Annotated in this window: 28 protein-coding genes; 18 read left to right on the top strand and 10 right to left on the bottom strand. The window is 41.0% G+C overall.

The window, feature by feature from the left end; genetic code table 11:
• The first annotated feature begins 3 nt into the window (after positions 1 to 3).
• Positions 4 to 1,083 (top strand): SLC13 family permease, encoded by a 1,080-nt coding sequence (locus tag PY04_RS08245; RefSeq protein ID WP_014734668.1) that lies wholly within the window; start codon positions 4 to 6, stop codon positions 1,081 to 1,083.
• On the opposite strand, the gene PY04_RS08240 is transcribed toward PY04_RS08245, so the two are convergent.
• Complete coding sequence (locus PY04_RS08240) at positions 1,043 to 1,543, bottom strand: FumA C-terminus/TtdB family hydratase beta subunit (RefSeq protein WP_014734667.1); 501 nt, start codon at positions 1,541 to 1,543, stop codon at positions 1,043 to 1,045. The two genes, PY04_RS08245 and PY04_RS08240, sit on opposite strands and share 41 nt — an antisense overlap.
• Positions 1,534 to 2,364 (bottom strand): fumarate hydratase, encoded by an 831-nt coding sequence (locus PY04_RS08235; RefSeq protein ID WP_014734666.1) that lies wholly within the window; start codon positions 2,362 to 2,364, stop codon positions 1,534 to 1,536. The genes PY04_RS08240 and PY04_RS08235 overlap by 10 nt, the downstream gene beginning before the upstream one ends.
• Positions 2,365 to 2,463: 99 nt before the next feature.
• Between PY04_RS08235 and PY04_RS08230 the strand changes: the two genes are divergently transcribed.
• From PY04_RS08230 to PY04_RS08215, 4 genes are all read left to right on the top strand, one after another.
• A complete protein-coding gene (locus PY04_RS08230) occupies positions 2,464 to 3,135 on the top strand; it encodes an SDR family oxidoreductase (protein ID WP_014734665.1) in 672 nt (223 codons plus the stop codon).
• 80 nt (positions 3,136 to 3,215) lie between these two features.
• Positions 3,216 to 3,545, top strand: a complete 330-nt coding sequence (locus PY04_RS08225; protein ID WP_048056120.1) for a heavy metal-binding domain-containing protein — start codon at positions 3,216 to 3,218, stop codon at positions 3,543 to 3,545.
• Positions 3,545 to 4,246: a hypothetical protein gene (locus PY04_RS08220; protein ID WP_014734663.1), complete on the top strand. Its 702-nt coding sequence runs from the start codon at positions 3,545 to 3,547 to the stop codon at positions 4,244 to 4,246. Before PY04_RS08225 ends, PY04_RS08220 begins: the two co-directional genes overlap by 1 nt.
• Positions 4,243 to 4,596, top strand: a complete 354-nt coding sequence (locus tag PY04_RS08215; protein ID WP_014734662.1) for a PadR family transcriptional regulator — start codon at positions 4,243 to 4,245, stop codon at positions 4,594 to 4,596. Before PY04_RS08220 ends, PY04_RS08215 begins: the two co-directional genes overlap by 4 nt.
• Here PY04_RS08215 and PY04_RS08210 read toward each other — a convergent pair.
• The 5 genes from PY04_RS08210 to PY04_RS08190 all read right to left on the bottom strand — a co-directional run bounded on the left by PY04_RS08210 (position 4,593) and on the right by PY04_RS08190 (position 11,033).
• Positions 4,593 to 5,975, bottom strand: coding sequence for a glycosyltransferase family 39 protein (locus PY04_RS08210; RefSeq protein WP_048056119.1), 1,383 nt, complete (start codon positions 5,973 to 5,975; stop codon positions 4,593 to 4,595). The two genes, PY04_RS08215 and PY04_RS08210, sit on opposite strands and share 4 nt — an antisense overlap.
• 81 nt (positions 5,976 to 6,056) lie before the next feature.
• Positions 6,057 to 6,251, bottom strand: a complete 195-nt coding sequence (locus tag PY04_RS08205; RefSeq protein ID WP_014734660.1) for a TIGR04140 family protein — start codon at positions 6,249 to 6,251, stop codon at positions 6,057 to 6,059.
• 29 nt (positions 6,252 to 6,280) lie between these two features.
• Positions 6,281 to 7,255 (bottom strand): TIGR00269 family protein, encoded by a 975-nt coding sequence (locus PY04_RS08200; protein ID WP_048056118.1) that lies wholly within the window; start codon positions 7,253 to 7,255, stop codon positions 6,281 to 6,283.
• A 56-nt stretch (positions 7,256 to 7,311) separates the two neighbouring features.
• Positions 7,312 to 9,603, bottom strand: a complete 2,292-nt coding sequence (locus PY04_RS08195; RefSeq protein WP_014734658.1) for a hypothetical protein — start codon at positions 9,601 to 9,603, stop codon at positions 7,312 to 7,314.
• The gene (locus PY04_RS08190) at positions 9,600 to 11,033 is read right to left on the bottom strand and encodes a hypothetical protein (RefSeq protein ID WP_014734657.1); all 1,434 of its coding nucleotides are present in this window, start codon (positions 11,031 to 11,033) and stop codon (positions 9,600 to 9,602) included. Before PY04_RS08190 ends, PY04_RS08195 begins: the two co-directional genes overlap by 4 nt.
• Before the next feature lie 200 nt (positions 11,034 to 11,233).
• On the opposite strand from PY04_RS08190, the gene PY04_RS08185 reads away from it, so the two are divergent.
• The 5 genes from PY04_RS08185 (at position 11,234) to PY04_RS08165 (ending at position 16,932) form a co-directional block, all read left to right on the top strand.
• A complete protein-coding gene (locus tag PY04_RS08185; RefSeq protein ID WP_048056117.1) occupies positions 11,234 to 12,013 on the top strand; it encodes a TrkA C-terminal domain-containing protein in 780 nt (259 codons plus the stop codon).
• Entirely contained in the window at positions 12,006 to 13,448 is a 1,443-nt protein-coding gene (locus tag PY04_RS08180) for a potassium channel family protein (RefSeq protein WP_014734655.1), read from the top strand. The genes PY04_RS08185 and PY04_RS08180 overlap by 8 nt, the downstream gene beginning before the upstream one ends.
• Before the next feature lie 4 nt (positions 13,449 to 13,452).
• Complete coding sequence (locus tag PY04_RS08175) at positions 13,453 to 14,583, top strand: ATP-NAD kinase family protein (RefSeq protein WP_014734654.1); 1,131 nt, start codon at positions 13,453 to 13,455, stop codon at positions 14,581 to 14,583.
• A gap of 103 nt (positions 14,584 to 14,686) precedes the next feature.
• Positions 14,687 to 15,814, top strand: a complete 1,128-nt coding sequence (locus tag PY04_RS08170; protein WP_014734653.1) for a cell wall-binding repeat-containing protein — start codon at positions 14,687 to 14,689, stop codon at positions 15,812 to 15,814.
• Positions 15,811 to 16,932 carry a cell wall-binding repeat-containing protein gene (locus PY04_RS08165; RefSeq protein WP_014734652.1) on the top strand — a complete coding sequence of 374 codons (1,122 nt, stop codon included), beginning with the start codon at positions 15,811 to 15,813 and terminating at the stop codon, positions 16,930 to 16,932. Before PY04_RS08170 ends, PY04_RS08165 begins: the two co-directional genes overlap by 4 nt.
• Here PY04_RS08165 and PY04_RS08160 read toward each other — a convergent pair whose 3' ends face one another.
• Complete coding sequence (locus PY04_RS08160) at positions 16,933 to 18,096, bottom strand: GTP-binding protein (protein ID WP_014734651.1); 1,164 nt, start codon at positions 18,094 to 18,096, stop codon at positions 16,933 to 16,935.
• A gap of 108 nt (positions 18,097 to 18,204) precedes the next feature.
• Between PY04_RS08160 and PY04_RS08155 the strand changes: the two genes are divergently transcribed.
• Positions 18,205 to 18,882: a metal-dependent hydrolase gene (locus PY04_RS08155; protein ID WP_014734650.1), complete on the top strand. Its 678-nt coding sequence runs from the start codon at positions 18,205 to 18,207 to the stop codon at positions 18,880 to 18,882.
• Here PY04_RS08155 and PY04_RS08150 read toward each other — a convergent pair.
• Complete coding sequence (locus tag PY04_RS08150) at positions 18,879 to 19,157, bottom strand: DUF167 family protein (RefSeq protein ID WP_014734649.1); 279 nt, start codon at positions 19,155 to 19,157, stop codon at positions 18,879 to 18,881. The two genes, PY04_RS08155 and PY04_RS08150, sit on opposite strands and share 4 nt — an antisense overlap.
• On the bottom strand, positions 19,150 to 20,118 hold the full coding sequence (gene ftsY / locus PY04_RS08145) for a signal recognition particle-docking protein FtsY (protein WP_014734648.1): 969 nt from the start codon (positions 20,116 to 20,118) through the stop codon (positions 19,150 to 19,152). The genes PY04_RS08150 and ftsY overlap by 8 nt, the downstream gene beginning before the upstream one ends.
• A 273-nt stretch (positions 20,119 to 20,391) precedes the next feature.
• On the opposite strand from ftsY, the gene PY04_RS08140 reads away from it, so the two are divergent.
• Genes PY04_RS08140 through PY04_RS08110 form a run of 7 tightly spaced genes read left to right on the top strand, consistent with a single transcriptional unit; the run spans position 20,392 to position 25,750 of the window.
• Positions 20,392 to 20,661 carry a 2-oxoglutarate ferredoxin oxidoreductase subunit delta gene (locus PY04_RS08140; RefSeq protein ID WP_014734647.1) on the top strand — a complete coding sequence of 90 codons (270 nt, stop codon included), beginning with the start codon at positions 20,392 to 20,394 and terminating at the stop codon, positions 20,659 to 20,661.
• Positions 20,662 to 20,663: 2 nt separating this feature from the next.
• Positions 20,664 to 21,857 (top strand): 2-oxoacid:acceptor oxidoreductase subunit alpha, encoded by a 1,194-nt coding sequence (locus tag PY04_RS08135; RefSeq protein ID WP_014734646.1) that lies wholly within the window; start codon positions 20,664 to 20,666, stop codon positions 21,855 to 21,857.
• Positions 21,854 to 22,696 (top strand): 2-oxoacid:ferredoxin oxidoreductase subunit beta, encoded by an 843-nt coding sequence (locus tag PY04_RS08130; RefSeq protein ID WP_014734645.1) that lies wholly within the window; start codon positions 21,854 to 21,856, stop codon positions 22,694 to 22,696. Before PY04_RS08135 ends, PY04_RS08130 begins: the two co-directional genes overlap by 4 nt.
• A 6-nt stretch (positions 22,697 to 22,702) precedes the next feature.
• On the top strand, positions 22,703 to 23,215 hold the full coding sequence (locus PY04_RS08125) for a 2-oxoacid:ferredoxin oxidoreductase subunit gamma (RefSeq protein ID WP_014734644.1): 513 nt from the start codon (positions 22,703 to 22,705) through the stop codon (positions 23,213 to 23,215).
• Complete coding sequence (locus PY04_RS08120; RefSeq protein ID WP_014734643.1) at positions 23,212 to 24,369, top strand: 2-oxoacid:acceptor oxidoreductase subunit alpha; 1,158 nt, start codon at positions 23,212 to 23,214, stop codon at positions 24,367 to 24,369. Before PY04_RS08125 ends, PY04_RS08120 begins: the two co-directional genes overlap by 4 nt.
• Positions 24,366 to 25,211: a 2-oxoacid:ferredoxin oxidoreductase subunit beta gene (locus PY04_RS08115; protein WP_014734642.1), complete on the top strand. Its 846-nt coding sequence runs from the start codon at positions 24,366 to 24,368 to the stop codon at positions 25,209 to 25,211. Before PY04_RS08120 ends, PY04_RS08115 begins: the two co-directional genes overlap by 4 nt.
• Positions 25,208 to 25,750 (top strand): 2-oxoacid:ferredoxin oxidoreductase subunit gamma, encoded by a 543-nt coding sequence (locus PY04_RS08110; protein ID WP_014734641.1) that lies wholly within the window; start codon positions 25,208 to 25,210, stop codon positions 25,748 to 25,750. The genes PY04_RS08115 and PY04_RS08110 overlap by 4 nt, the downstream gene beginning before the upstream one ends.
• The last annotated feature ends 62 nt before the right edge of the window (positions 25,751 to 25,812 follow it).

The following is a 25,812-nucleotide window of genomic DNA, read 5'->3' as shown; positions in this document are numbered from 1 at the left end:
CTCGTGAACGTGAAAGAGCTAATAAAGAGAGAATGGTTTTTATTTATCTTGGTCACAATCTGGTTAGTTTTACCTTTCTTTGGCTTCTCATTTAAGGTTCTGCTCTCCTTTATTGACTGGAAGAGTGTTCTCTTGATAATTTCTCTTATAATGGCTTCAAAGGGGATAGAGCTTTCCGGTGCATTCACTAACTTAGCAATATATATAGTTCATTTTTCTAAAGGGTCATTTAGGAGGCTTTATTTCCTTCTTGTAGTCTCTGTGTTGCTTTCGTCTCCAATAATAATGAACGATACGGCGATGCTTGTCTTCATTCCATTGGCTGTTACATTGGCGAGAATTTTCCCAATTGATCTTAGCAAGCTTGTAATCGTTTTAACAATATCAGCTAATGTCGGCTCTTCTTTAACTCCCGTAGGAAACCCCCAGAATGTAATAATATGGAAGTTCTATCAAATCCCGTTCTTAGATTTTATTAGGATAATGCTCCCTTATATGATCCTTTGGATGCTTCCCTTACTTGCCATTGTAATACCTGAGAAGGGCAGGATTGAAGTTGTGGAGATACCCATGGTAGCGGTTAATAAGAGGCTGTTTGTTCTCTCCACAACCCTTCTTGGGATGAATATACTCCTATCTAAATTCAACCTTGAGGTTTATGCTTTCATATTAACGCTGTTCTCTTACCTGGCATTGGGCAGAGAGGTTTTGTTTGCATTTGACATCTTTTTGGCTCTGACTTTTGTCTTTATTTTTATGGACTTTGGAGCTCTCTCAGCTCTTCTCCCGGTTCCAAAGCCCAAAGGGTTCCTTCAATCCTTCTTACTTTCTCTCGGTCTTAGCCAGCTTGTGAGCAATGTTCCAGCGACTGTAATGCTGGTTGGTTCTCTTGATCCTATTCCCCTTCTTTTAGGAGTGAACCTTGGTGGTAATGGGATTGTGATAGGCTCTCTGGCGAATTTAATAGCTGTGAGGATCGGAAATATAAGCATGAGAGATTTTCATAGGTATTCAATTCCCTACCTTATCGTCGCTTTTATACTCACGGTTCTCTATACAGCGATCTTCCATGGGCATCTATAGCTACCAAAAGGGGCATGTTCCGAACCTCAAGTTCCCAAACGGCATCTGCCATTCCAAGATCTCTCCAGTATACGTTTCTTATTCTGACAATAAACTCTCTCGCCAGACTTCCTGCTCCTCCAGGGAATGCAAAATATACAGCTCTTCCTTTAAAGGGCTCGACCTTCATGCCGCCCTTTCCGATGACACCTCTTACACCGGCCCTAAATATAGACTCTAAATAGGGATTCATCCTAGCACTCGTGGTTGGGCCTGCTGATATTATCGTTGTATTCTTAACCAAAGGCCCGCAGTGGTATATAACGGCACCTTCGGGATTAAATGGGAATCCCTTCGTAAGAAATCTCTTGTGGGCAAGGTCTCTAGCTGTATATATAGTTCCACTTAGGAGTACTCTATCCCCAACTTTCAGCTTAAGGACATCCTCAATGTCTAGAGGTGTGGTAAGCTTTATTGCCAAATCCTAACACCCCCATCTGTGAACTCTATAAAGGCCCTTCTGTGGGCCCAACACTGAACTGAAAGGGCTGCAATAAAGCTTGCAGGATGCCTAGTTTCTACTTCGATTTTAACATCTAAGGCCGTTGTTTTCCCTCCAAGCCCCATTGGTCCAATTCCAAGGGAGTTTACTTCTCTAAGTATCTCTCTTTCGAGATTGGCTATCATTTTGTGTTTGCTTCTTTCTCCGATTTTCCTGAGGAGAGCAATCTTTGCGAGCCTCATTGCCTTTTCAGCTGGACTTGCGATTCCTATTCCCAATATTACAGGAGGGCAAGGTTTTCCCCCGCATTTCCTAACTCTTTTGATGACTTCCTCTTTGACTCCTTCAAACCCTTGGGCAGGTGTTAGAGTGAAGAGGGAAGAACAGTTTTCACTTCCTCCTCCCTTCATTAGTATTGATATCCTAGTAGTTCTCCCCTCCTCAAAGTGTATCTCAGGGGAATTTCCTATGACCTTGCCAGTGAGGAGGGATATTGCGTTTGGTCTGAGGGGAATTTCTTCGGTAGCCCTGTTTACGGCTTCCTTTATTGCTCTTGATAGCTCCTTTACAGTGAAATCTTCTCCAACTTTGACAAAAAATATGGGTGTCCCAGTATCTTGACAGACTGGGATTGAATTTTCTCTAGATATCTCTATTGCTCTAAGAATAAGTTCTAAATTATACCTAGCAACGTCACTTTCTTCCTTTTCATATGCACTTTTCAATGCATCAATGACATCTTCGGGAATTTTAGTTACCGCGAGCCTTATCCCTTCTACAATGGCATCCACTACATCCATTTTACACACCCATCCCTCGGAGCCCTTGAGTTGCCTCCTATTAAGTATTGTCCAGATGTTTTTAACTACATGTGCTAGAGAATTATATGGGGAAAGGAGATGATTGTCCTGATAACAGGTTCATCTTCTGGAATAGGGCTAGAATTGGCTAGAATATTCCTCAATAAGGGGTTTGAAGTTATTGGCGTGAGTAGGAGGGAAGTTTCCCTAGGCGAGAGATACACTCACATAGTTGCCGATCTTTCGAGGTTTGAAGGAATAATTAAAGTTAGAGAAGCTTTGGGGGAAAAGAAAATAGATATCATGATTAATAATGCTGGTTTTGGGATAGTTAAGCCTCTTCTCCAGCATACATGGGATGAAATTGAAGAGATTTTCAGAGTTAACACAATATCCCCTGTAGTTTTAACAAAGGAGTTGCTGGGCAATCTAAAGAAGGGCTCTACGGTTGTTTTTGTGATAAGTGGTGCTGCATTTGTGAAAACACTTGATATGCCCGCGTATGGAGCTTCCAAATCGGCTCTTCACTATCTTGCAACTATACTATCGAGTGAATTGAAGGAGAGAGGAATTAAGGTTCTCAGGGTTTATCCCAAGCAAGTAAATACTGATTTTTGGAAAGGAAATGCTCCGAGAGGATCTTTAGATCCTAAGGATGTTGCGATGAGGATAGTGAGGGCTATAGAAGAGGGGAAAGAGGAAGTTTTCATACCTTGGTATATAGGTCTTTCGAAGCACTTCCCAATAAAATACAGATTGTACCAGGATTAAGAGAGAAAGGTTTTTATATGTGAAGCTCCAATATACCTCGAACTTCGATGTATTTACGTCCGAGGTATGGGGGTGTGCATATGGAGATAATGGTTGTGACAACTCCTGAGATCCCGGGCTATAGGATAGTTGAAGTTAAGGGAATAGCAAGGGGAGGAATAGTTATGGCGACACATCTTGGAAGGGATATAATGGCCTTTCTAAGAAACATTAAGGGTGGTGAAGTAAAGGAGTACACCCAGATGATGGCTCAGGCCAGGGAAGAGGCTCTAAAGAGAATGATAATTCACGCAAAAGAGCTAGGAGCAAATGCCGTTGTGAATGTTAGGTTTGCAACTTCGAACGTTGGTTCTAGTATGGCTGAGGTTTATGCATATGGGACTGCCGTCGTCGTTGAGAGGGAGGAGTAATGAACCCTGCTCCAATGATAATCCTTGGTGGTGCTTTAGCTTGGTTAACACTATTCCTCTTTGGACTTAAGAAGATCAGAGCCGGCGAATTTATTCTTGGTGTATTTCTATTTTTCCTGGCTATATTTGCCCAGGGAATAATCCAACAAGTTCCTTTTCTTTGGACTGGAATAAAGTCTAATGCAGATCTAGTTTCCAAGGGAATTAAGGTAATTATATTGGCTAGCGTTTGGATAGGACTTACAGCGGCTCTATTTCAAGAGGGGTCAAAGTTCTTCTTTGTTAGGAGGAAGAGTTATTCTTTCGCTTACTCTGTTGGGCTAGGATTTGGGACAGCTGAGGTTCTAATGCTTGCTCTTAATGTGACTCTCGTAGGGATGAAAGTTCATGTGGACGTTCCACTGACAATAGCCCTCTTAACAATGGCCGAAAGGTACTTGGTTCTGTTGTTCCATGTTGGTACTGCAATTCTATTGGCTAATGGAACGTGGAAGGTTCTTCTAAGCGTGATTGGAGCCCATGCAGTGGTCGATACATTAGCGTCGTTCTATACTCTCTCAAAACTGATAAGTCAGGAAATGGCGTTTAAGGTCTTGATAATTTCTGAGGGAGTATTGGGCATTGTGACATTTGTTATCCTTCTCTTTGCCGTTCCAGTGGCTTTGAAAGGTAAGGAAGACGAAGAGGAGGTGGAGTGGTGATTTTGAAAAGAGACGTTGCCAAAAAGTTCAAAAGAGACATAAGAGCTGGTTTATATGCTTATTTAATTTTATTGCTCCTTGAAAGAAAGGGAGAAATACACGGATATGGGATAAGAAAGGAGCTTGAGGAGGTTAGTGGAGGTAAGATAGTGCCAAGTGAGGGAACCCTATATGATCTGCTTAAGAGGTTAAAGAAGTATGGTTTGGTTGAAGATTACTGGGCAGAGGTTGGTGGTAGAGAAAGGAGATATTACAGAATAACGGATCTTGGAAAATCTGTTCTTAGAGAATTGGATGGAGAAATATTGTCAATAATTTCAATCATAGAGCATGTAAAAAAGGAGAACTAATCCTTTATGAAGACCTTGAATTTTCCTCCATAGAATTCTTTGACAAGCTTGTATCTTTCTTTAACAAGGTTCAAATATGGACCTTCTCCCTTATAGATTACCACTTCATAATATCCGTTCAATATCTTGTCCCTAACGGCTTCCTTATTTAGTATCATATCCACTTTGGCTCCCGGATAGTAGAAGCCTGCCATTGTATAGAGACTTGGGGAAACGAGAATACTGGATGCAGGATAATTCTTACTAGCGAATAGTAGAACTTCGGAATCATAGACTCCAAAAGAGTTCCATCTGTTCTTCAAAGAGAAACCTGCCTGTGCAATGGGTATTAGTAAGATAATTCCAAGAACAATGGCAATTACTTCCTGTTTTATCTTATCTCTCCTGAAAAAATTGATCAACAACGATGCCTTATGAATGAAGTATGCAACAAGTATTCCCAGGGCAGGGGAGAGAAATGTTATGAATCTAGTCTCTTTGTGAATAACCATCATTATCATTCCGAATCCAACGAGAACCCAACTTATCAGCAACCATCCTTTCTCATCTTTTTCCAACAACAGTAATCCGAAGACTGCAAGAACTGGGAGAACTATCCCGACATCCTCTATTAGGAGGGATAAGAATTGAACTACTGAAGTTGGCTTGTCAAGAGTGACGACTCTGTTGGCTATTTCAAAAGGCCTCAGGAATCCTCCATAGTAAAGGTGCCCCATGTAAAGCCAGGGGAGTAGTGTTAGAAACAGAAGGAAAAATCCAATTAAATATTCCTTTTTTCTTACCCACTTAAGATCGTCTATAATCCAAAGATATGCCAGAAAAACTCCAACTATTGAAAGCCCTGTGTATCTTGTTAATATAGCCAAGCCAGCGGATATAAACGCTCCATAGATTCTCTTTGGTTTTTTAAGCTTTCTTCCGGTGTAAAAGAGATATACAGCTAGTGTATAGAAGAATGTGAATTCACTGTGAACTAGCTCTCTTCCTCCCATTGTCAATGCTAGTCCATTAAAAATGAAAAACAAGGTTGCTAGAATTCCTTCAACGTTCTTTCCCTCAAATATTTCCCCTGCAAATTTGTATGTTAACGTTGCGGTCATTGCAAAGAACACTGCAGATATAATTCTAGCGACTTTAAGCTGGAAGAGGGGATCATTAATGAAGTGGAAGAAGAGAGAAAGTGTATAAGGGTAAAGGGGTGGTCTATACATCATATAAATCCCCTGGTATGTGAAGTTTGTTATTCCTTGGGTTAGGCTTCTCGCTATACATATATACAGAGCTCCGTCATATGTCAGAGTGTTCCAAGGGGGAAAGGTCAAGAGTTGTAGGAGAAAGGCAAATGTAAATATCCCGAGTAGAGCAACTTTTGATCTCATTTAAGGCCCTCCGTTATGTTGCATTTCAGCTTTGTTCAAGAGTTCTGCGTAGGTATTTTAACTGTTTTCTCATGTAACGTGTTATCCTCCGGCTCTTGCCAGTTTTAGTGTGTTGATGAACTTTTCTATCTCCTCCTTAGGTCCTAAAATTTGAACGCGATTTAGAATAATACCGTTTCTTTCAACCTTTTCAACAAGGAACACTATTACATTTGCCTTACTTTTCCTCTTAATATCCTCAAGCTCTTTAATAGGGATAGGAGTCTCGATTATCATACGAGATACCCTACGTGAATTGAGTTGACTCAATCCTTTGCCGCAGTTAGTTTAAAGTTAAACCCCCTCTCCTTGGCTTTTTGCTGAACTTGAAGCCTGAACATGCAGGCTTTGCAGATCTCTCCACTTGTTGGTTGGCCACATATTTTACAACGGTTTAGCTTTACCTCCTTGGCGTAGGTTTTCGCAAGTAAGGGGAACAATTTATCATAGCTCCTTAGGAGTTGGTACTTGGTTCCAGGGTGCTTCTCTTCCATCTCGTTAAGCCAGTCCCTTATCTCGGCTCTGAATGCCTCAACGGCGTAGGGGCACTCACTTAAATCTACCTCAATGTTATTCAGAACGGCGTACAAGACTATCTCCTTTTCGGGGACCTCTCTTAGGGGTTTTATCCTTGGGATAAGCCCTTCATGGATAACTTCATAATAAGGGCCAGTTCTCCCTAGCCTGGCTATATCTCCTCTCATCAAGTTCATTAGAAATACTTGGACTTCATCATCTAGATTTAGACCTAGAGCAAGTTTATCTACTTTGAGCTCTTCTGCGGCCTTGTTAAGGAGCCACCTTCTCCAAACTCCACAGTAGGAACATGCACCAACTCTCTCTCCTCTTGGCCCCATTATCTCAACGGTTTCATCTAGAGTAAAGCCTATGTAATCCTTAAACCTGTATATGTGATGCTCTATTCCAAGGAGCTCTGCATTTTTCTTCGCAACTTCGACACTTTTGTCTCTGTACCCTTTTATTCCCTCGTCTATCGTTATCGCGACTAGCTCGAAGGGGAATTTTTTTCTTAGCTTTGCGAGCAGGTGCATTAGGACAACGCTGTCTTTTCCTCCGCTGACAGCCACGCCGATTCTTTCTCCTCTTCTTATCATTCTGTACTTTCTAATAGTTCTCTTGACCTTACCCTCCACTAGCTCGTTAAAGTGTTTGTGACAATAATACCTCCCTTCATATCTTGCAAAGTATACTGCTTCTCTTCCACACTTTGAGCACTTCATGGTTGTTCGGATGAAAAGAGAATGCTTAACTTTTAAAGTTCATGGGGCAATGGTGGTTATGTTTCAATTTCTTTTATTCTATTTAGAGCCTTCTTAATTTCTTTTCCGAAGTCTTCTATATCGACTAAATGCCATTTAAGTCGGTTTTTCTTATCAAACTCGAGTGTTAAAACTTTAAAGCTTGGATTAAGTTCCTCGTATATGGTATTGTAAATTTTAGCCCTTCTGAATATTTCTTCATAATGAATGAGTGCTGACACTGGTCTTAGAATTATCCAGAACTCATAATCTGGGAACAAATATCTCCCCTCATCACTTAAGTACTTTGATACAGTTTTGTCAATTTTCTTGAGAGGATCTCCTGTTCCTATGAGGGTTTCTATCTCGATAATTACCCTATTATCTCCCTCATATACCATATCTGGAATTATCCCTTCTTTGATAGGGGTTTCAATTTTTATTGTTCCATTTCTGAGCAGTCCCGCTATAAATTGATAAAATTCATCTTCTGAGAGTGGCTTTTTTTCAAGTTTTTCCAACTCCCTGTTCACAAAATAGGAAAATGTTGCAACTTTCATGGGATAATGGAGAGTCTCTCTAAACTGATGCCTTCCATTTACACTCTCTCCCATTGGAACAAATATTGATAATACTTTGACTGTGTCCCTTAGTGATTTATGATATTTCTCCAACATTGACTTAAAATCTAGATCTGATGGATTTTTAATACCGAGAACTCCATATATTATGGCCTTTTTTAATATAGGATCATTAATATTGTTGATTATTTTAATGATATGTGCTCCCTTACTTTCATTTTTAATCTCTTGTAAGGTACTTGAAAAATACCTATCTTTCAATCTCCGAGGGTCGCCGAAGTTAATAATTAGGAAACCTAGTCCTTGTAGATATGCTGTTTTTATCCTTCCTCTTACGGTTCGTAGGAACATTTGAATAGACACATGTTCAGCTATTCTTCCATCTATAATCTCTACTCTTTTTGTGAACTTAAATGGAAATAATAGGCTAACATCTTGAGTAGAATCAACTTGTTCTGGTTTATCGAAATCTCTATAGGCAGGAATTGGTGTCTCTCCTCCCTTTATTTCCTTATATAACTCTGCACAGACATATGCAAGAGGAATGTGGAGCTCGTTTTCATATTTGTCAAACATCAAAATTAGAATTGGTTTCTCTAGTACTTCGCTGGCACCTTTTGGAAACGCCCCTTCTTTGACTCTAAAGAGTTCCTCTAAGAGAGCTTTCTCTTTCATTTTTTTCGCCTCCTCTACTATAAAACCTCCAATATCCAATAACTCAGCGACATTGCTTGAGAATTGGAGAACTGGCAAATATTTCCATGATTTAAGGGCTACCTTAGGGTATATGCCTATAGACTTTGCATATAGAATTTCTTTTAAGATATTGAAGTCTGATATTATGGGCATCCTTTTTATAGTAAGACTTGGAAAGGGGAAACCATCGTTTCCACGCAGTATGGAACTATTAATTTTTAAAATCCCTATCGATAAAGTAGAGGCGTCTATGGGAGTAATTTGAGGGAATAAACTATTGAGGGTGGGTAGCAAGGAGAGTTTTGAAATTCTCAAAATAATGGTTCCTTGCGATGATAGTGGCGTAACAAAAATTCTTGGCAGAGCTAAGGATGACACTTTTGAGAGCTTCTGCTGTGAATATGGGAGTGTTTTAGTTATCTCAAAAAAAGTTATTGCTTTTATAAGCGGGATCTTAATTTTTGGGAAAATAAGAGATCTTGGAAAGTGAGTATCCTCTTGAGCATGGATATTAATGTTAATTGAGATCTTAGAGCTCTGTATTTTTGAAACCTTAGGAGGGTTTAACATTCCAAACTCATGAGAACTCACTCGGATAACTTTGTTTATTGTTCTAACCTCCCTTGTTTTGGTAAGTGTTCTCCTTTTGACGTTTAATCTGGGTAATGGACATCTTTTTTTATCTGGTACTTTTGAATTTAGTGAAACCCTCTTGTAGGCGATCTTCATAGGTCTTAGTTTGGAGAGAGGGAGAGAGATATTTGGAATTTCTTTCTTAAATCTGAGAGATGTTATTCTCTTGATGAGCTTGGATTGTGGAAGTGGAGGAAGAATGGTAAAGGGTATGTGAGTTGGTATACTAATATTAACATTCAATAACCTGGCATTTATATAGATTGGAGGTATTGACACTTTGTTGAGTGAAAGGTTTTGGGCTTCCTCTTTTACCTGAGTTTTTTGATTTGGTTCTGTTTCTTCTTTAAAAGAGGAATACATTATTTGGAGTATTGCCTCTTTTGTTGTTTTCTCGATGCCTTTTAGTTGCTTCTTCATAGAGTTTCACCTATACTCTCCAACTCCTTGAGTAGGGTTAAGTAAGATCTTGGATTAGGAGGATCTTCGCAGTTTCTTGGTTTTAAAACTAGATACTTAAACACAACAGTTGTATTACTATGACCCCATGAACTTTTTTGAAATTTGCTCTGTAGATATTTTGTGGAGAGCAGAGGAAATGCATCTTCAAGTAGAATTGAAACTGGTAGTTCTGTTTTAGAAGACGGGAACCATTTTCTAAGCTTTTCAGCGATATTATCTATTATTGTGAAAAGATAACCTGGTGAACGGGCGTATTCATAGGCGTATTCCTTGGCCTTTTTAATTTCATAAACAGCAAAGGAGGGATACTCGTTAGTTCTTAGGATATCTACACCAGTTAAATCTTGATATAATTTAGATGTAGATTTAACAAACACAACTGAGTTAATGTTGTCCTCACAAAGTTCTTTAGAGAATAGTGCCTCCTTAAGGAGATTGTGTGGCCTCCATATTCTTTTCTTTACAAGTTCTAAAACTGCTTTTTTCCTTTCTTTCCAGAGTTCATCAAACATTCTATCAACATTAGTTTCTTTTGAAAATACTCCCTTCAAGAGACGGTGGAGGTAACCTTCTTCTCCAAACACTTCCAGTATTTCTTTTGACAATCCGTAATCTTCAAAGAGGAGGATGTAGTCTCCTCCATAATCCTCGTCAATTTTTTCTACTTCGTTTAAGCTTTCCGTAAGTATCTTTGGTTTAAACAATTCCACTAATTCTCTTATATCAGTTATACTGCAGTCTAATACTTCTCTTAAAAGACTGAGGGTTGATGTGTTAAAGTACACAATGAACTGAACATAAGGACTTGATGGCTCGAGCAAGCTTAATGATAGGTTTAGGAAGTTAGTCAGAACTTCTTGAAGTTGAGGTTCTTCTGGATTAATCCATGAGTAATAATCAATATTTGAAATTTTTTTATACACTCTTTCCTTATATGTTTTAATTTCAAATTCTCGAAGTATGCTTTCTATTTTGGCAATCAGATTCTCAAAGAATTCTTTAGATTGGCCAAAAATGTTCTTTCCAACAAATATTGTTGTATATTCTCCTCTTTTTAGATAAACCTCTAGGCTTGTTTCATAATTTGAAAAGTCTCCAGTCTTTACGTCAAATAATTTAAACATGACCCTGCCAAAGGCATTTTCCTCATATCCTCCCCCAGCTATTATGAGTTTTGCCGGTTCTTTTAGGTCTTCGGGGAGAAGACCTATTTTCTTTCCATGAAATGTTTTTCTTAGCCAGTTCTGGAATTCTCGAAATGAGTAAAGGTAACTTAAAAAGTCGAGTAGTTGATTGATAAACTCTTTCCAGCTTTCTGTTTTGTATATCTTTTTATTCTTAGCCCACTCTATGATATCTATTCTATTTTCGTTGTTGTTAGTCTCCATATTATAACACCCAATTATAATTATAGTTCTTCCAAATTTAAAAGAATGTCCGTCTAGAAATTAGAAACTTGGGAACTTTATATTCCTTGGGTCAGCCCATGCGAGTGTCATCATCACTCGGCCGAAATCTCCTTCATCATCCCCTGGCCGAAGATATACCAAGAAGTTAAAAACCTGTCGTAGATTAATGAAAGTTAGCCATGATACCCATAATAACTTTCCTCTTGGTAGTTCTAATATCGGCAATAATAGTGAGGATAGGTGCGGTAGCCCTAGAGATGACAGGGTTATCCAAGGATGTTGCCGCCTTTCAGGCTCAGTCGGCGTTTTCTGGAGTTGGCTTCACCACTAGTGAAAGTGAGTACGTTGTTTCCCATCCTGTTAGGAGGAGAATAATAAGGATACTCATGCTCCTTGGGAGTGCTGGAATAACGTCCGCTATAGCTACTCTTGTATTAAGCTTTACTGGCATAACAAGGGAACAAGCTGGGCAAAGGATAATAATCTTAATTCTTGGATTAATAATTTTGTATCTCTTCTTCCGCTCTAAGTACATTGAAAGAGTTATGAGGAAGATAATAAGAAGAGTTCTTTCTAGAGTTGCTCCCTCATTGAGGGTTCTCGATTATTCCCAGCTTTTAGGGATAACAAAGGGTTATTCAATAGCACAGATTAAGGTAAAGAAAACTGGCTGGCTTGCTAACAGATCATTGAGAGAACTCCAGCTTGATAAGGAGGGTATTTTAGTTCTTGGAATATATAGGAAGGTTGAGGGAAGGGAAGTCTATATAGGAGCCCCTCATGGAGATACCGTGATACTCCCAGGAGATGTTGTAATACTTTATGGCCCGGAGGAAGTTTTATCCAAGCTTTCCAAGAGAATTAAAGGTGCCAGAGGAGAGAAAGAGCATGAAGAAGCTGTAGAGATGGCAAAGCTTAGGAGAATGCAGGAGGAAAGGGAGGCTGGGATAAGTGTGTGAGTACGTTTACTCAAGTGGAAAGAAGTGCAGAAGAAAGCCCCTGAAGGGATCCAAATATTGTTCTCTTCACATACCCTTTGAGGAAGGGGAGTTGCTCTATGGAGACAAGATAAGAGAAATAAAAAGAAGAGCGTTTGAAAGGGCTCTTGAGAGAGGTGTTAGGACGTTTGAAGGGGTTCAACTGTACGATGTTATCATCCTAGAAAAGAAGATAGATCATCCTGTAATATTCAGAAATTCAAAAATCAAGAGGATAATAATTGGAAAGTCTGAGTTAGCAAGTTTGACAATAATAAACTCTGAAGTTGATTCAATAGCTATAATAGATTCGACCGTGGATTTTCTATACCTAAATGGTCTGAGTGGTTACGGCGTGAGCATATGCTCCACGAAGTTCTCTTCTTCAATTCTCGTTAGGAACTCTAATGTGAGGTATGTCATGATAAACTCTACAGAATACTACCCCAAGGAAGTCACGGCTGAAGAGGAGTTTGGAGAGGCTGGAAGAATGGCTGGTAGAATAGAACTTTCGAATCTTTCGGGTGTTAGGAGGATAGCTTTGAACTCTAGGTATCCTCTGATCGAAAGATTACGCCAAGAGCTTGGTATAGAGTTTGAGAGCAAGAAAAGACCTGTCAAGGCTCATATACTTCACATAGCTAATATTAGTTTTGACGAGAGTCCGCGATTCAAGAGGCAGGTGAGGATTTTCGTCAATGGATTTGCTGGCCAGTTACTTATTGAGAATTCTCAAGTGCCCGGACATGTTGAAATCGTGAATAGTAAGGTTAGATACCCGGAGTTTGTTCACGTAACGATTCTAAATAACCTCGTTCTGAGGAACTCCAAGTTCTATAGTGATGAGAACTGGAATCTTACATACCTTCCCAACCTTTTAGCAGAGTTGAGTGTTTTTGGTTTTATTGTTATAGAGAATTGTACCTTCAACAACCCCTATCTTGCGGAAGTTTTCTACAGGATAGCTAGAACGACATGGGAAGGTAGTGGGGACAAGGAAAAGGCGGATGAATATTACTACCTTGAAATGCTGGCTAGGAGAAAGAGGGTTTTGGCTCACTATAGGAAGGGACCTAAGACCATTAAAAAGGCCCTTAGGCTTTTGGAAGTTATTTTTGAGTTCCTGTTTGCAGATTTAACGTGTAAGTACGGAACTGATTGGAGGAGACCAGTGTTTTTGTGGCTTGCACTTGTGATTTTTGGTTTCCCCATAGCCTATGCTTTAACGGGTAGTGTTATCCCTGTTAACTCTCCCTTTGACTATGTGTACTTCAGCATAGTTACCGCGACGACACTTGGGTATGGTGATCTTCACCCCGTTGGAGTTGGAAAGGTGATAGCTTCAATAGAGGCTATATTTGGAATGTTCATGTGGGCGGTTTTCCTGACTGTATTTGCGAGAAAGTATATGAGGTGAGAACATGAAAATTGGGCTTATAGTTAATCCAATAGCTGGAATGGGTGGAAGAGTGGCACTTAAGGGCACTGATGGGGTTGTTGAAGAGGCTATAAAGAGAGGAGCTAGACCGGTAACTCCAGAACTTGCCAGACTTTTCCTTAAAGAACTTGAGGGATATGGAGTGAATGTAGAGTTCTTGACGGGTCCTGGACCGTTGGGAGAGGACATACTGAAAGAGTTTCACTTCCCTTATCATGTCCTGAGGCATAGGGATATCAAGTGGAGGAATATTATGGGAGTTAAAATTCCAGATACAACGGCGGAAGATACAAAGTTCTTAGCTAAGCAAATGCTCGATAAAGTTATGCTGATAGTTTTTGCAGGCGGGGATGGAACCGCTAGAGACATAGCCGAGGTTGTTGGCAAAAAGGTTCCTATCCTTGGAATTCCCACTGGGGTTAAGATGTTCTCTGGTGTTTTTGCTACCTCCCCAGAGGATGCAGCCAAAGTTCTAGCTGAATTCACCAAAGGGAATGCTAAAATCGAGGAAAGGGCTGTCATGGATCTTGATGAAGACTCCTACAGGAGAGATGAACTCAAGGCAAGGAAATTCTACGATGTTCTAACTCCGATAGTTGAGAGCTTGGTTCAAGGGAGTAAAGAGGCTGTTAAGATTGATGAAGAAGAAGAGCTCGAGGCACTAACAGAAGCTGTTGCAGAGGACATACTGCTTGAAGATGGCATATACTTCCTTGGAGCTGGTTCAACTATAAAGAGGATAAAGGATAAGATAGGGATTCAGGGAACTCTCTTAGGTGTTGATGTGGTCGAGGTCAAAGATGGAAAGGCTAGACTTCTAGTTAAAGATGCCAGTGAAAGTGATCTGCTCAAGTTTCTTCACAAAAATCCAAAAATCGTGGTTACGGTAATTGGAGGGTTGAACTTCTTGTTTGGGAGAGGAAATCAGCAGTTCTCTCCAGAGGTTCTGAGGAAGATTCCGAAGGAAAATATCATTGTAGTTGCTACTCAATCTAAGATTAGGGATGGCATCGTTAGGGTTTATACTGGTGATAAGAATGTTGACAGCAAATTCAAGGGCTATATAAAAATCAGAGTATCTCCATGGATGGAAAAGCTTGTTAAAGTTATCTGAAATGGCATTTTTTTAATAGGGAAGCTAAGAAACGCTTTGAAACGGGGTAGAAACTTCAGATCCCTTTTCTATTTTCAAGTTTTAGGTAATATTGGTGATGAGAATGAGATGGGTTGGAGCGGCCGGTATTATAGTGTTATTAATTATGAGTATAGTTGGCTTACCTGAGACACAGGCAGCAACTCAGAACATAGTAATACTAGTAAGTGACAATGAGGCAGACTTAACACTGGCCCAGAAGATAAGTGATGTACTAAACGCAACTGTCGTTGTCACAAAGTGGGGAGTGTATAACGACACGATAACTGCAGAAATATCGGAGCTTAATCCTGACTTGGTAATAATAATAGGTGGTCCTCTAGCAGTAGTCTCACTTTACGAGGAGGAACTCCAGGCCTTGGGAATAAATGTTACAAGAGTTGGAGGCAGGGACAGGGTTGAGACAAGCGAAAAGGCAGTTGAGTTGATACTTCAAATGTATCCAGAGCTAGCAGAAAACCTAACTCTAGCCTTGGCCTATGGATGGGACTACGCTGCTATGATGCAGATCAGAAATCAGAGTGGAGTTATACCTCTACTCGTTAAAAATGACACCTTGAACATGACAATAGCCTCCAAGTTTAGAAACGTGGAAATCGTGAGGAGTAGATTTAGTGAGAAAGTAATGGAAAGAGTCAGGGAGAAAGTCGGAAATGTTAGTAGGGAAATTTTCGTAAATATAACCGCAGAGAGAGCTGAGGATGTTATAAAGGTTGCAGAGGAGAGAATTGAACTTGCGAAGCAACTTGTTGAGAATGCAACAATTCCAAGTGCAGAGAAGCTCATTGAAGAGGCTGAGAAGAAGCTGGAGATGGCCAAACTGGCATATAAAGAGGGCAAGTATGGAGAGGCCTTTGGACTAGCCGTTGCAGCAAAGAACATAGCTGAAGTAGTGATAGCTCGGGCTGGAGAAGAATTTGAGAAGAAAATATCTGCAAACTACTCCCTGAAACTTGAGCTGAAGATTAGAGTTCTAGAAAAGATCATGCTGAGGCTTAAGGCAAGAGGAATTGATGTTTCAACTGAACTTCAACTACTTGAGCAGGCCAAACAAGCTTTAAATGCTGGAAATGTTCAAATTGCTAAGAACTTAATTGAAGAGATCGAAAAAGGGCTTAAGGTGAAGTTAAAAGAGGAAAGGGAGAGCAGGATTAAAAAACCAGAGAAGCCGGGGAGGGGTGAGAGGCCGTGAAAAAGGTTCTCTCCCTTCTTTTATCTCTACTAGTCATTCTCCCCATGCTCGAGAGCTTTGTCTCTGCACAGGCCGAGAACATAGTCATATTGGTTAGTGACAATGAAGCTGACAGTGCATTGGCCGAGAAAGTTGCTGAAATACTCAATGCAAAAGTTGTAGTAACCCCCTGGGGGATTTACAATGAGAGCGTTGTTGCCGAGATAATGAGCCTGAATCCTTCTCTTGTAATAATAATAGGAGGTCCTAAAGCTGTTTCTCCGCAGTACTATGATGCCCTCCAGAGCCTAGGGATATCTTATACCCCAATCTGGGGAAAAGACAGAGTGGAAACTAGTGAGAAAGTAATTGAATTCCTTATGAAGGATTATCCACAATTATTCTCAAATGTAACTCTAGTAATAGTTTACGGGTGGGATCTTAGTGGTATTGCGAGGCTTAGGCACTTAAAAGATAAGCATGTAATTCCGTTGTTTGTCTCCAAGAACACCAACGTGTCGATCAATGCTTCAAATATTTTGATAATAGAAACACCTTTCTCAGAAAAGTTCATGTTTAGGTATAAGGAGATGTTCCACCATGCTCCTATTATTAAGGCAAACATCACCCCAGAAGTTGCCAACGAGTCAATAAAGAATGCCGAGATAGCATTAGAAAGGGCTGAGAGGATTATTGAAAGAAATGTGACGTCTCCTCTTGTCTCTAGATTGCTGGATAAGGCGGAAGATCTATTGAATAAGGCCAAAGAGAAGTTTTCTGCCGGAAATTATGTTGAGGCCTATGTTTTGGCACTCCACTCAAAGTGGCTTGCTGAGAGGGCTCTTAGCATATCACTAACCTCTGCATATCACATAACGATATCTGCAGAAAGAAAACTTACAATGGAACTGAGACTCCTTTGGACTGTAACGTTAAGGCTTGAGAAAGCTGGATATAATGTCGATACAATAAAAGAGTTACTCCAAAAGGCTCAGGAGGCCTTGAAGAATAGGGATTACGTGACAGCAAGTAGGTACTTAGAAGAAGCCAAGGATCTCTTAAGGAAAATTAGAGAAGAAAACCATCCTTCACCTCCAGTACATGGAAAAGTGCCAGGGCGTGGGAGAAGAGGGCCATGATTATCTCGCATGGATCTCCACTATATCCCCATCCTCGAGGACGTGATCGGGGCCAACTCTTTGGCCGGGAAACTTTACACTTTTTCCCCAAACTCTTGCGTATCTGAAGTTTTTCACTAAATCTTTATGAATTCTTTCGGCAACATCAATGACTGTAGCCCCTTTTCTGAGGGCAATTGGGGGGTAGGCAGGTTCTTCCCCTGGACTTTTAGTGAACACTCTTATTATATCTGCCACATCATAGAGAGCCTCTTTCACGGCATCAAGGTTTATCTTCTTCTTTGCAGAGACTGGGACTATCTTGAATCTATCTCCATAAGCCTTCACAAGTTTCTCATAATTCTCCTTACTACCTGGGGCATCTCCTTTGTTTGCTATTATAATAGCTTTTCTCCAAACAAGGCTTTCATCAAGAGCATCTGCGAATTCCTCCAAAGTTACTGGTTCTTTTACTGTAATCTCGGCGGAATGTATTTTTTCTTCTCTAAGCATCTTCATGACTTCATTTATGTCTCCCTTTATGTTTTCAGCTCCGTTGATAACTATTCCACCGCTGGGGGTTTTTCTTATCTCAACCCTTGGCCTTCTCTTGTTCACCTTAATACCTGCCCTTTCAAATTCTCTGAGTAGAATTTCCATCTGTTTTATGGGGTCTTCCGTGAGATCTATTACTAATGCAATTGCATCAGCATTCCTAATGACTGCTAACAGTTGGGGCCCCATCCCCTTTCCTAAGGCCGCTCCTTCTAAGAGGCCTGGAACTTCAACTAGTTGTATTTGGACATCCTTATGCTTCATCATTGCTGGAATTGGCTCTGTTGTTGTAAAGGGATAGTCTGCACTCTCAACATCGACTCCTGTTAGGGCTCTTAGGAGTTCTGACTTTCCAACGTTAGGAAGCCCAACGAGGACTATTTGAGCTGCTCCCTCTTTTTTGACAGCTAGTGAATAACCTCCTCCTTTTTTCTGCTGTCTCTGTTTTTCTAGCTCTTTCCTGAGTTCGGCTAGCCTTCTTTTTATTTGGAGTCTCAGTTTCTCTGTTCCCTTGTGTTTGGGAACTAGCGCATACATTTTCTCAAGTGCCCTGATTTTCTCGGGGATCGTTTTTGCCCTTCTATATTCCTCCTCTGCGGCGAGGTATTCGGCGGTAACGTTGGTTGGCATCGTTGAACACCCTGAGAAGTTCTGTTGATATTGGGATAGTGGAATTTTATAAAAGTACCGCGAAAGATTTAAAGTAAGCTTTGGTTATTATATCCTGAGGTGATAGGAATGGTGAAGGTGAAGTTCCTTGGACATGCTGCATTTTACATAGAGGGGAGCAAAAAGATACTGATCGACCCATTCTTAAGTGGAAATCCCCAGGCAGCGGCAAAACCAGATGACTTCAGGGATGTTGATTTGATTCTAGTTACTCATGCCCATGGAGATCACCTTGGAGACGCAGGAGAGATAGCGAGGCTTAGCGGGGCTAAGATAGTTGCAATGTATGACATTGCTAACTACATAAGTGAAAAGTACAGAGGAGTTGAGACCATTGGAATGAACTATGGACCTACCGAGGTTGATGGTGTTAAGATCATCCAAGTTCCAGCCTGGCACTCAAGTAGTGACGGGAAGTACAGCATAGGTAATGCCTGTGGCTACATAGTAGAGCTGGATGGTGTTAAGATATACCATGCAGGTGATACCTTCGTTTTCAAAGATATGGAGCTCTTTGCTGAGCTTTACGGCCCTATAGACGTTGCCCTCCTACCTATTGGTGGTCACTTTACAATGGGACCTAGAGAAGCTGCTAAGGCTGTTGAGCTGCTTAGGCCAAAGTATGTTGTTCCAATGCACTACAACACCTGGCCACCTATTTCAGCTGATCCTGAGGAGTTCAAGAAATTAGTTGGAGAAAAGGCAAAGGTTGTTATCTTGAAGCCAGGAGAAACCCTAGAGCTTTAAATTCCTAATTTCTCTTTAACTTCTTGGATTTTTAGGTTCTTAATAAGGATGTCTTTTTCTCTTGATGTTTCTCCTCTCACGATTTTAACCTCTGTATTTAAAAGCTTCGAAAGAAATCTTACTAGTTCTCTGTTTGCCTTTCCGCCCACTGGGGGTGCTGCAACGCTAATCTTTATTCTCTTCCTCCACTCATCTATTCCTTCAATTTTTGTTTCTTTTGAGTTTGGCTTAACTATTATCTGAAGGATTGTGCCTTCTCTGCTTTCTTTAATCATTCATATCACCAAAAATTCTCTCTAGGAACCAGGTTTTGTCAAATGGCATAAGGTCATCGTAACCTTGGCCAACTCCAACGAAGAGTATCGGGGCATCTATTACGTGACTTATACTTAAAGCAGCACCACCTCTTGCATCTGCGTCGAGCTTTGTAAGTATTACTCCGTCTATTTTAACAGCTTCGTTGAATTGTCTTGCCTGCTCGACTATTGCGTTTCCAGCTAATGCGTCTCCCACGAATATCACGAGATTGGGCTTCGTAACTCTTGCAATCTTCTTCATTTCGTCCATGAGGTTCCTGTTAGTTTCGCTCCTTCCAGCTGTGTCTATGAGCACGACATCGATTCCTCTTGCCTTTGCATGTTGTATTGCATCGTAAGCAACAGCAGCTGGATCTGCACCATACTTGTGCTTTATCACTTTTACTCCTATCCTCTTGGCATGTTCTTCTAGTTGCTCTATTGCTCCAGCTCTAAATGTATCGCTTGCAGCTATTACAACGCTTAGTCCATTTTTCTTAAGCCAGTGGGCAAGCTTTGCTATTGTAGTTGTTTTTCCAGAGCCGTTGAAGCCTACAAACATTATAACGTATGGCTTTTCAGATCTCTTAATTTCTTCGAGAAGGTCTATCCTTTTAGAAGTCTCAAGAATTTCTGAAACAGCCTCTTTTACGGCATCTTCAATTATTTTCTCCTTGTCTGTTCCGATTCTTACTTTCTTCCCTACAAGTTTTTCCTTTATCTTTTCTCTCAATGCATCAACGACTTCTAGTGCGACATCAGCTTCCAATAATTCGAGCTCAAGCTCATCCAGTGCTTCATCAATATCCCTCTCTTTTATTTCTACCATGAGTATTTTATCGAGCAGGCCTTTCTTTTCGGCTTCTTTTTCTTCCTTTTCAACGTTTTCTTCGACTTTCTTTACAAATGACTTGAGCTTTTCCTTTAATTTTCCAAACATTTTTCCTCCCTACGAAGAATTTGTGAAGGCTATATAAGGATTTTAGTTAAGAAAAATGAATCCAAATGTCGTGGGAACATATACCCAATTTTTACTAACTTTGAAGTTATATAGAAAATCATCTTGCCAGAATTAAACTAAATATTTCTAAAAAACCAAGTTTTTTAACCAAATGGCAACATCTGAACTTTATTTTTTAAACATTCGGTTCACTCACGAAAGATTTAAATGTTTTACAAATGTAAAGTCAGTAGGGGATTGCAGGTGGTCGATATGGCAAATGACGAAACCCAGACACAGGTTAGTAAAGAGGAATATCTTGTCATAGGGAAGGCCAAAAATGTTGAGATAAGTGTCGATACTTTTCTCTGCAAAGGTTGCGGAATATGCGTAGAGTTATGCCCAAGAAAAGTCTTTGAGTGGAGCAAAGAGCTTAGCGAGAAGGGAGTTCACTACCCAATTCCTGTGCACGCAGAGAAATGTGTGAGATGTAAGCTCTGTGAACTACTCTGTCCAGACTTTGCAATTGCTGTAAGGTGGTAAGGATGATAATTCGAGGAGATGAACCTGAACAAAAAGAACTCTTAAAGAAGCTTTATAAGCCAGGAAATTACTTTATGATGGGAGATGAGGCAATAGCTTATGGAGCAATCTTTGCAGGTTGCAGATTTTACGCTGGTTATCCAATAACACCTTCGAGTGAGATTGCTGAAACAATGGCAAGGGAGCTTCCTAAAGTTGGAGGATATTATCTCCAGATGGAAGATGAAATAGCGAGTATAGCTGCAATGATAGGAGCTTCATGGACAGGGTTTAAGGTAATGACAGCAACTTCAGGTCCTGGATTTAGCCTAATGCAGGAAAACCTTGGATATGCAGTGATGACTGAAACTCCTTTGGTTCTTGTTGATGTTCAAAGAAGTGGTCCATCAACAGGACAGGCTACAAAAGGAGCCCAGGGAGACTTCTTCCAGGCTAGGTGGGGCACTCATGGAGACCATCCAATGATTGCTGTTTCTCCAGTGAGTGTGGAAGATGCATTCTGGGAAACTATAAGAGCGTTCAACATCGCAGAGAAACTTAGAACTCCCGTTGTTGTTTTGTTCGATGGCATCCTTGGTCATACAAGGGAGCAGATAAGAATTCCCGACCCCGATGAGGTTGAGATAGCCTATAGGAAGCTTCCTCAGAGTGAGGAGGAGGCTAAGCTTCCTTTTGGTGATCCTCACGGGGATGGAATCCCACCAATGCCACTTTTTGGGCATGGCTACTTTACTCATGTAACGGGCTCAACCCATAAAGAAAATGGCCTTAGAGATGTATACACTCCTGAAGTCCACGACAGGCTGATAAGAAGAATTCATAGGAAAATAGAGAAAAATCGGGATGTTTACGAGAAATATGAAGAGTATTACACTGAAGATGCAGAAATCTTGGTTGTAAGTTGGGGAGTTTCTGCAAGACCCTCACTTGGGGCCGTTCTTAAGGCAAGAAAAGAGGGAATTAGAGTAGGTCTCTTTGTTCCGAAGACCGTCCATCCTTTCCCAGGTGAGAGAATGAGAGAATTAGGGAAGAAAGTTAGAGCAATTCTTGTTCCTGAAATGAATCTTGGGCAGATGATACTTGAGGTTCAAAGATTCGTCAACGACGATGTTCTTCTAAAGGGTGTTAACAAGATTGGAGGTGTTCCCCTTACCGTTGAAGAAATTCTTAGGGAGATTAGAGGTGTTGCCATATGAAGAAGATATATTCCCGTTATCCCATGGTTAAGTACCTAAGGCAGGAAGCCCTTCCAACGGCTCTCTGTCCCGGATGTGGGGGTGGGACTGTTCTGAACGCTTTTGCAAATGCAATTGATCAGCTTAAGATAGATCCTAGAGATCTAGTTGTTGTGAGTGGTATAGGATGTTCGGCTTGGATAGCTTCTCCCTACTTCCTAGCCGACACGCTCCACACGACTCATGGAAGGGCTATAGCATTCGCAACGGGCGTTAAAGTTGGGCTTCCAGATAAGTATGTAGTGGTTATTAGTGGTGACGGCGATTTAGCGAGCATTGGAGGAAACCATTTAATTCATGCGGCGAGAAGGAACATAGACATAACGGTGATTCTTGTCAACAACTTTATCTATGGAATGACTGGTGGTCAAGTTGCTCCAACAACACCTTTTGGGGCAATAACAACTACAACACCTTATAGAAATGTAGAACATCCTCTGAAGATAGCTGAGACTGTTGCAGCGGCTGGGGCCTCTTATGTTGCTAGGTGGACTACGGCCCATGTTTATCAGCTAATAGAGAGCATAAAAAAGGCTCTAACAACTAAGGGGTTCTCTTTGGTTGAGGTAATCTCTCAGTGTCCGGTTCAATTTGGTAGGAGGAATAAAATGAAAGAACCTGCGGAAATGCTTCGCTGGTTCTTAAAGAATAGTGTTCCTATAAGTAAGGCAAAGAAAATGAGCGAGGAAGAGCTTGAAGGTAAATTTGTCATTGGGGAGTTTGTCCATAGAAGAAGGCCTGAATTCACTGAGGAGCTTAATAAATTGATTAAGGAAGTCCAGGAGAAGTATGTGAGGTGAAGGGAAATGCAGATAAGGTTTGCAGGAATTGGTGGGCAGGGAGTCGTGCTTGCGGGAGTTATTCTTGGTGAGGCCGCGGCTATCGAAGGACTTAAAGTTCTCCAAACTCAGGATTACAGCTCAGCTTCAAGAGGAGGTCACTCGATAGCTGATGTTATAATCTCTAATGGGGAGATATATGACCTTATGGTTACAAATGCCGATGTTCTAGTTGCCCTCCATCAATTGGGTTATGAAACGGCTAAATCCAAGCTGAAAGATGATGGCCTATTGATAATCGACACAGACCTTGTCAAGCCGGATAGAGAGTATGTGGGTGCACCCTTTACGAGGATAGCTGAAGAAACAACGGGTTTAGCCTTGACTGTTAATATGGTTGCTCTTGGATATCTGATAGCAAAAACTAGAGTAGTAAAACCTGAGAGTGTTGAGAAGGCAATTAGAAGAAGAGTTCCGAAAGGAACCGAAGAGATTAACATAAAGGCATTTAGAAAGGGGCTTGAGGTGGGTTCAAAATGAAACTCCCTTTTCCAGTTGGTAAAGCTGATTTTATTCAAGGAGATGAGGCAATAGCGAGAGCAGCTATACTGGCGGGGTGTAGGTTTTATGCAGGCTATCCAATAACTCCCGCGAGTGAAATTTTTGAAGCAATGGCCCTTTATATGCCTCTAGTTGATGGAGTCGTAATACAAATGGAAGATGAGATAGCAAGTATAGCTGCAATAATAGGGGCCTCCTGGGCTGGAGTTAAGGCAATGACTGCAACTTCAGGTCCAGGATTCAGCTTGATGCAAGAAAATATCGGATATGCTGTAATGACGGAGACTCCAATTGTTGTTGTGGATGTCCAGAGAGGAGGACCTTCTACTGGTCAACCAACCTTGCCTTCTCAGGGAGACATAATGCAGGCCATATGGGGGACTCATGGTGATCATTCCCTCATAGTGCTTAGCCCTTCAACAGTTCAGGAGGCCTTTGACTTTACCATAAGGGCATTCAATTTAGCTGAGAAGTACAGAACACCTGTAGTGTTACTTACTGATGCAGAAGTTGGACACATGAGAGAAAGAGTATACATTCCAAATCCAGATGAGATTGAGATTGTAAATAGGAAGCTTCCTCAGAGTGAGGAGGAGGCTAAGCTTCCTTTTGGTGATCCTCACGGGGATGGAATCCCACCAATGCCAATATTCGGGAAGGGATTTAGGACTTACGTTACAGGGCTAACTCATGATGAAAGGGGAAGGCCAAGAACCGTTGAGAGGGAGGTCCACGAGAGGCTAATAAGGAGGATAGTTGAGAAAATTGAGAAGAACAAAAAGGATATTTTTGATTATGAGAGCTATGAACTCGAGGATGCGGACGTTGCTATAGTCTCTACTGGAATAGTGGCTAGATCTGCTCTTAGAGCTGTTAAGATGCTGAGGGAAAATGGGATTAAGGCTGGATTGCTTAAGATAAACACAATATGGCCCTTCGATTTTGAGCTAATTGAAAGGGTTGCAGAAGGAGTAGAAGTGATTTACGTTGCCGAGATGAATCTTGGGCAGTTGTACCATCTAGTCAAAGAAGGAGCAAATGGGAAAGCAAGAGTTGAGCTGATAAGTAAAATTGGAGGAGAGGTTCACACTCCAATGGAAATAATTGACTTTGTGAGGAGGGATCTGAAGTGAGACTCGTCTCTGCATATGAAATAAGGGATAAATATCTCAGAAAGGACATGCTCCCTACAATATTCTGCCCTGGATGTGGAATTGGTAGCGTTCTACAGTTCACGCTGAGGGCGATAGATGAGCTTGGACTAGATCCTGATAAGATTGTGTGGGTAAGTGGGATTGGTTGTTCTTCGAGAGTTCCTGGATTCGTTAATTTTGATGGCCTCCACACAACCCACGGTAGAGCATTAGCGTTTGCTACTGGAATAAAGCTCGCGAATCCCGAGTTAAAAATTATAGCCTTCATGGGAGATGGAGATGCTGCAGCAATTGGAGGCAATCATTTCATTCACGCAATTAGAAGGAATCTTGATGTTACAGTCATTCTAATCAATAACTTCACCTACGGAATGACAGGTGGCCAAGTTGCCCCTACAACTCCAAAGGGGCTTAGGGGGACAACGGCTCCTTATGGTCAGTTTGAGAATCCCTTTGATATAGCACAACTAGCCGTTGCGGCCGGTGCTAACTATGTTGCCCGGTGGACAGTATTTAACTACATTCAAGGAATAAACAGCATAAAGAAAGCTTTAAGCAAGGAGGGCTTTACGCTAGTTGAGTTCTTGTCACCTTGTCCTATAAGCTTTGGAAGAAGGAACAGAATGAAGACTGCTCCAGAACTCATAAGATGGTACCAACAGATAACCGTGCCTCTAGCGAAAGCCAAAAAGATGAAGCCTGAAGAGCTTGAAGGAAAGATCGTTATAGGGGAATTCGTTGATAGAGACAGACCAGGTCTGGTAAGGGAGTACATGGAGTACATAAAGAGAGCAAAGAAAATGATGGGGTGGGAAGAATGAGGAAAGAGGTTTTGATTGGCGGCTTTGGTGGACAGGGAGTTATCTTAGCGAGCGTAATCCTTGGGAGAGCAGCCGCAGTATATGAGGGATTATATGCGGTTCAAACTCAAGTTTATGGGCCTGAATCGAGGGGAGGAGCAAGTAGGGCAGAGGTTGTTATCAGTGACGAACCAATAGATTATCCAAAGGCGATAAATCCCGACTATGCAATACTTCTAAGCCAGCAAGCTTATGACAAATACCTGCCATTAGTTAAAGAGGGAGGATTGGTATTAATAGAGAGCGACTTAGTACCTCATAGGAAGTATGAGCTTGAGAAGAGCAGAGAAGTCTATGCGTATCCTCTAACTAGGATAGCTGAAGAGACTACAGGCTTAAGTTTGACGATGAATATCCTAACTTTAGGTCTTTTTGTTGGCCTTAGTGGTATAGTTAAAAAAGAAAGCCTTGAAAAGGCAGTTCTTGATGCCGTTCCAAAGGGAACAGAGCAAATAAATCTTAAGGCCCTTCACAAAGGATTCGAACTAGCTGAAAAGTGATCCTTTTCTTTTTGGCATTTTTATCCAAAACCTTTTAAATTGTCTCATTAAGATTTGGATGA

Origin of the sequence: Pyrococcus sp. ST04, assembly GCF_000263735.1 — an archaeon.
In the GTDB taxonomy this organism is placed as follows: domain Archaea; phylum Methanobacteriota_B; class Thermococci; order Thermococcales; family Thermococcaceae; genus Pyrococcus.
This window is presented reverse-complemented; position numbering and strand designations above follow the sequence as displayed.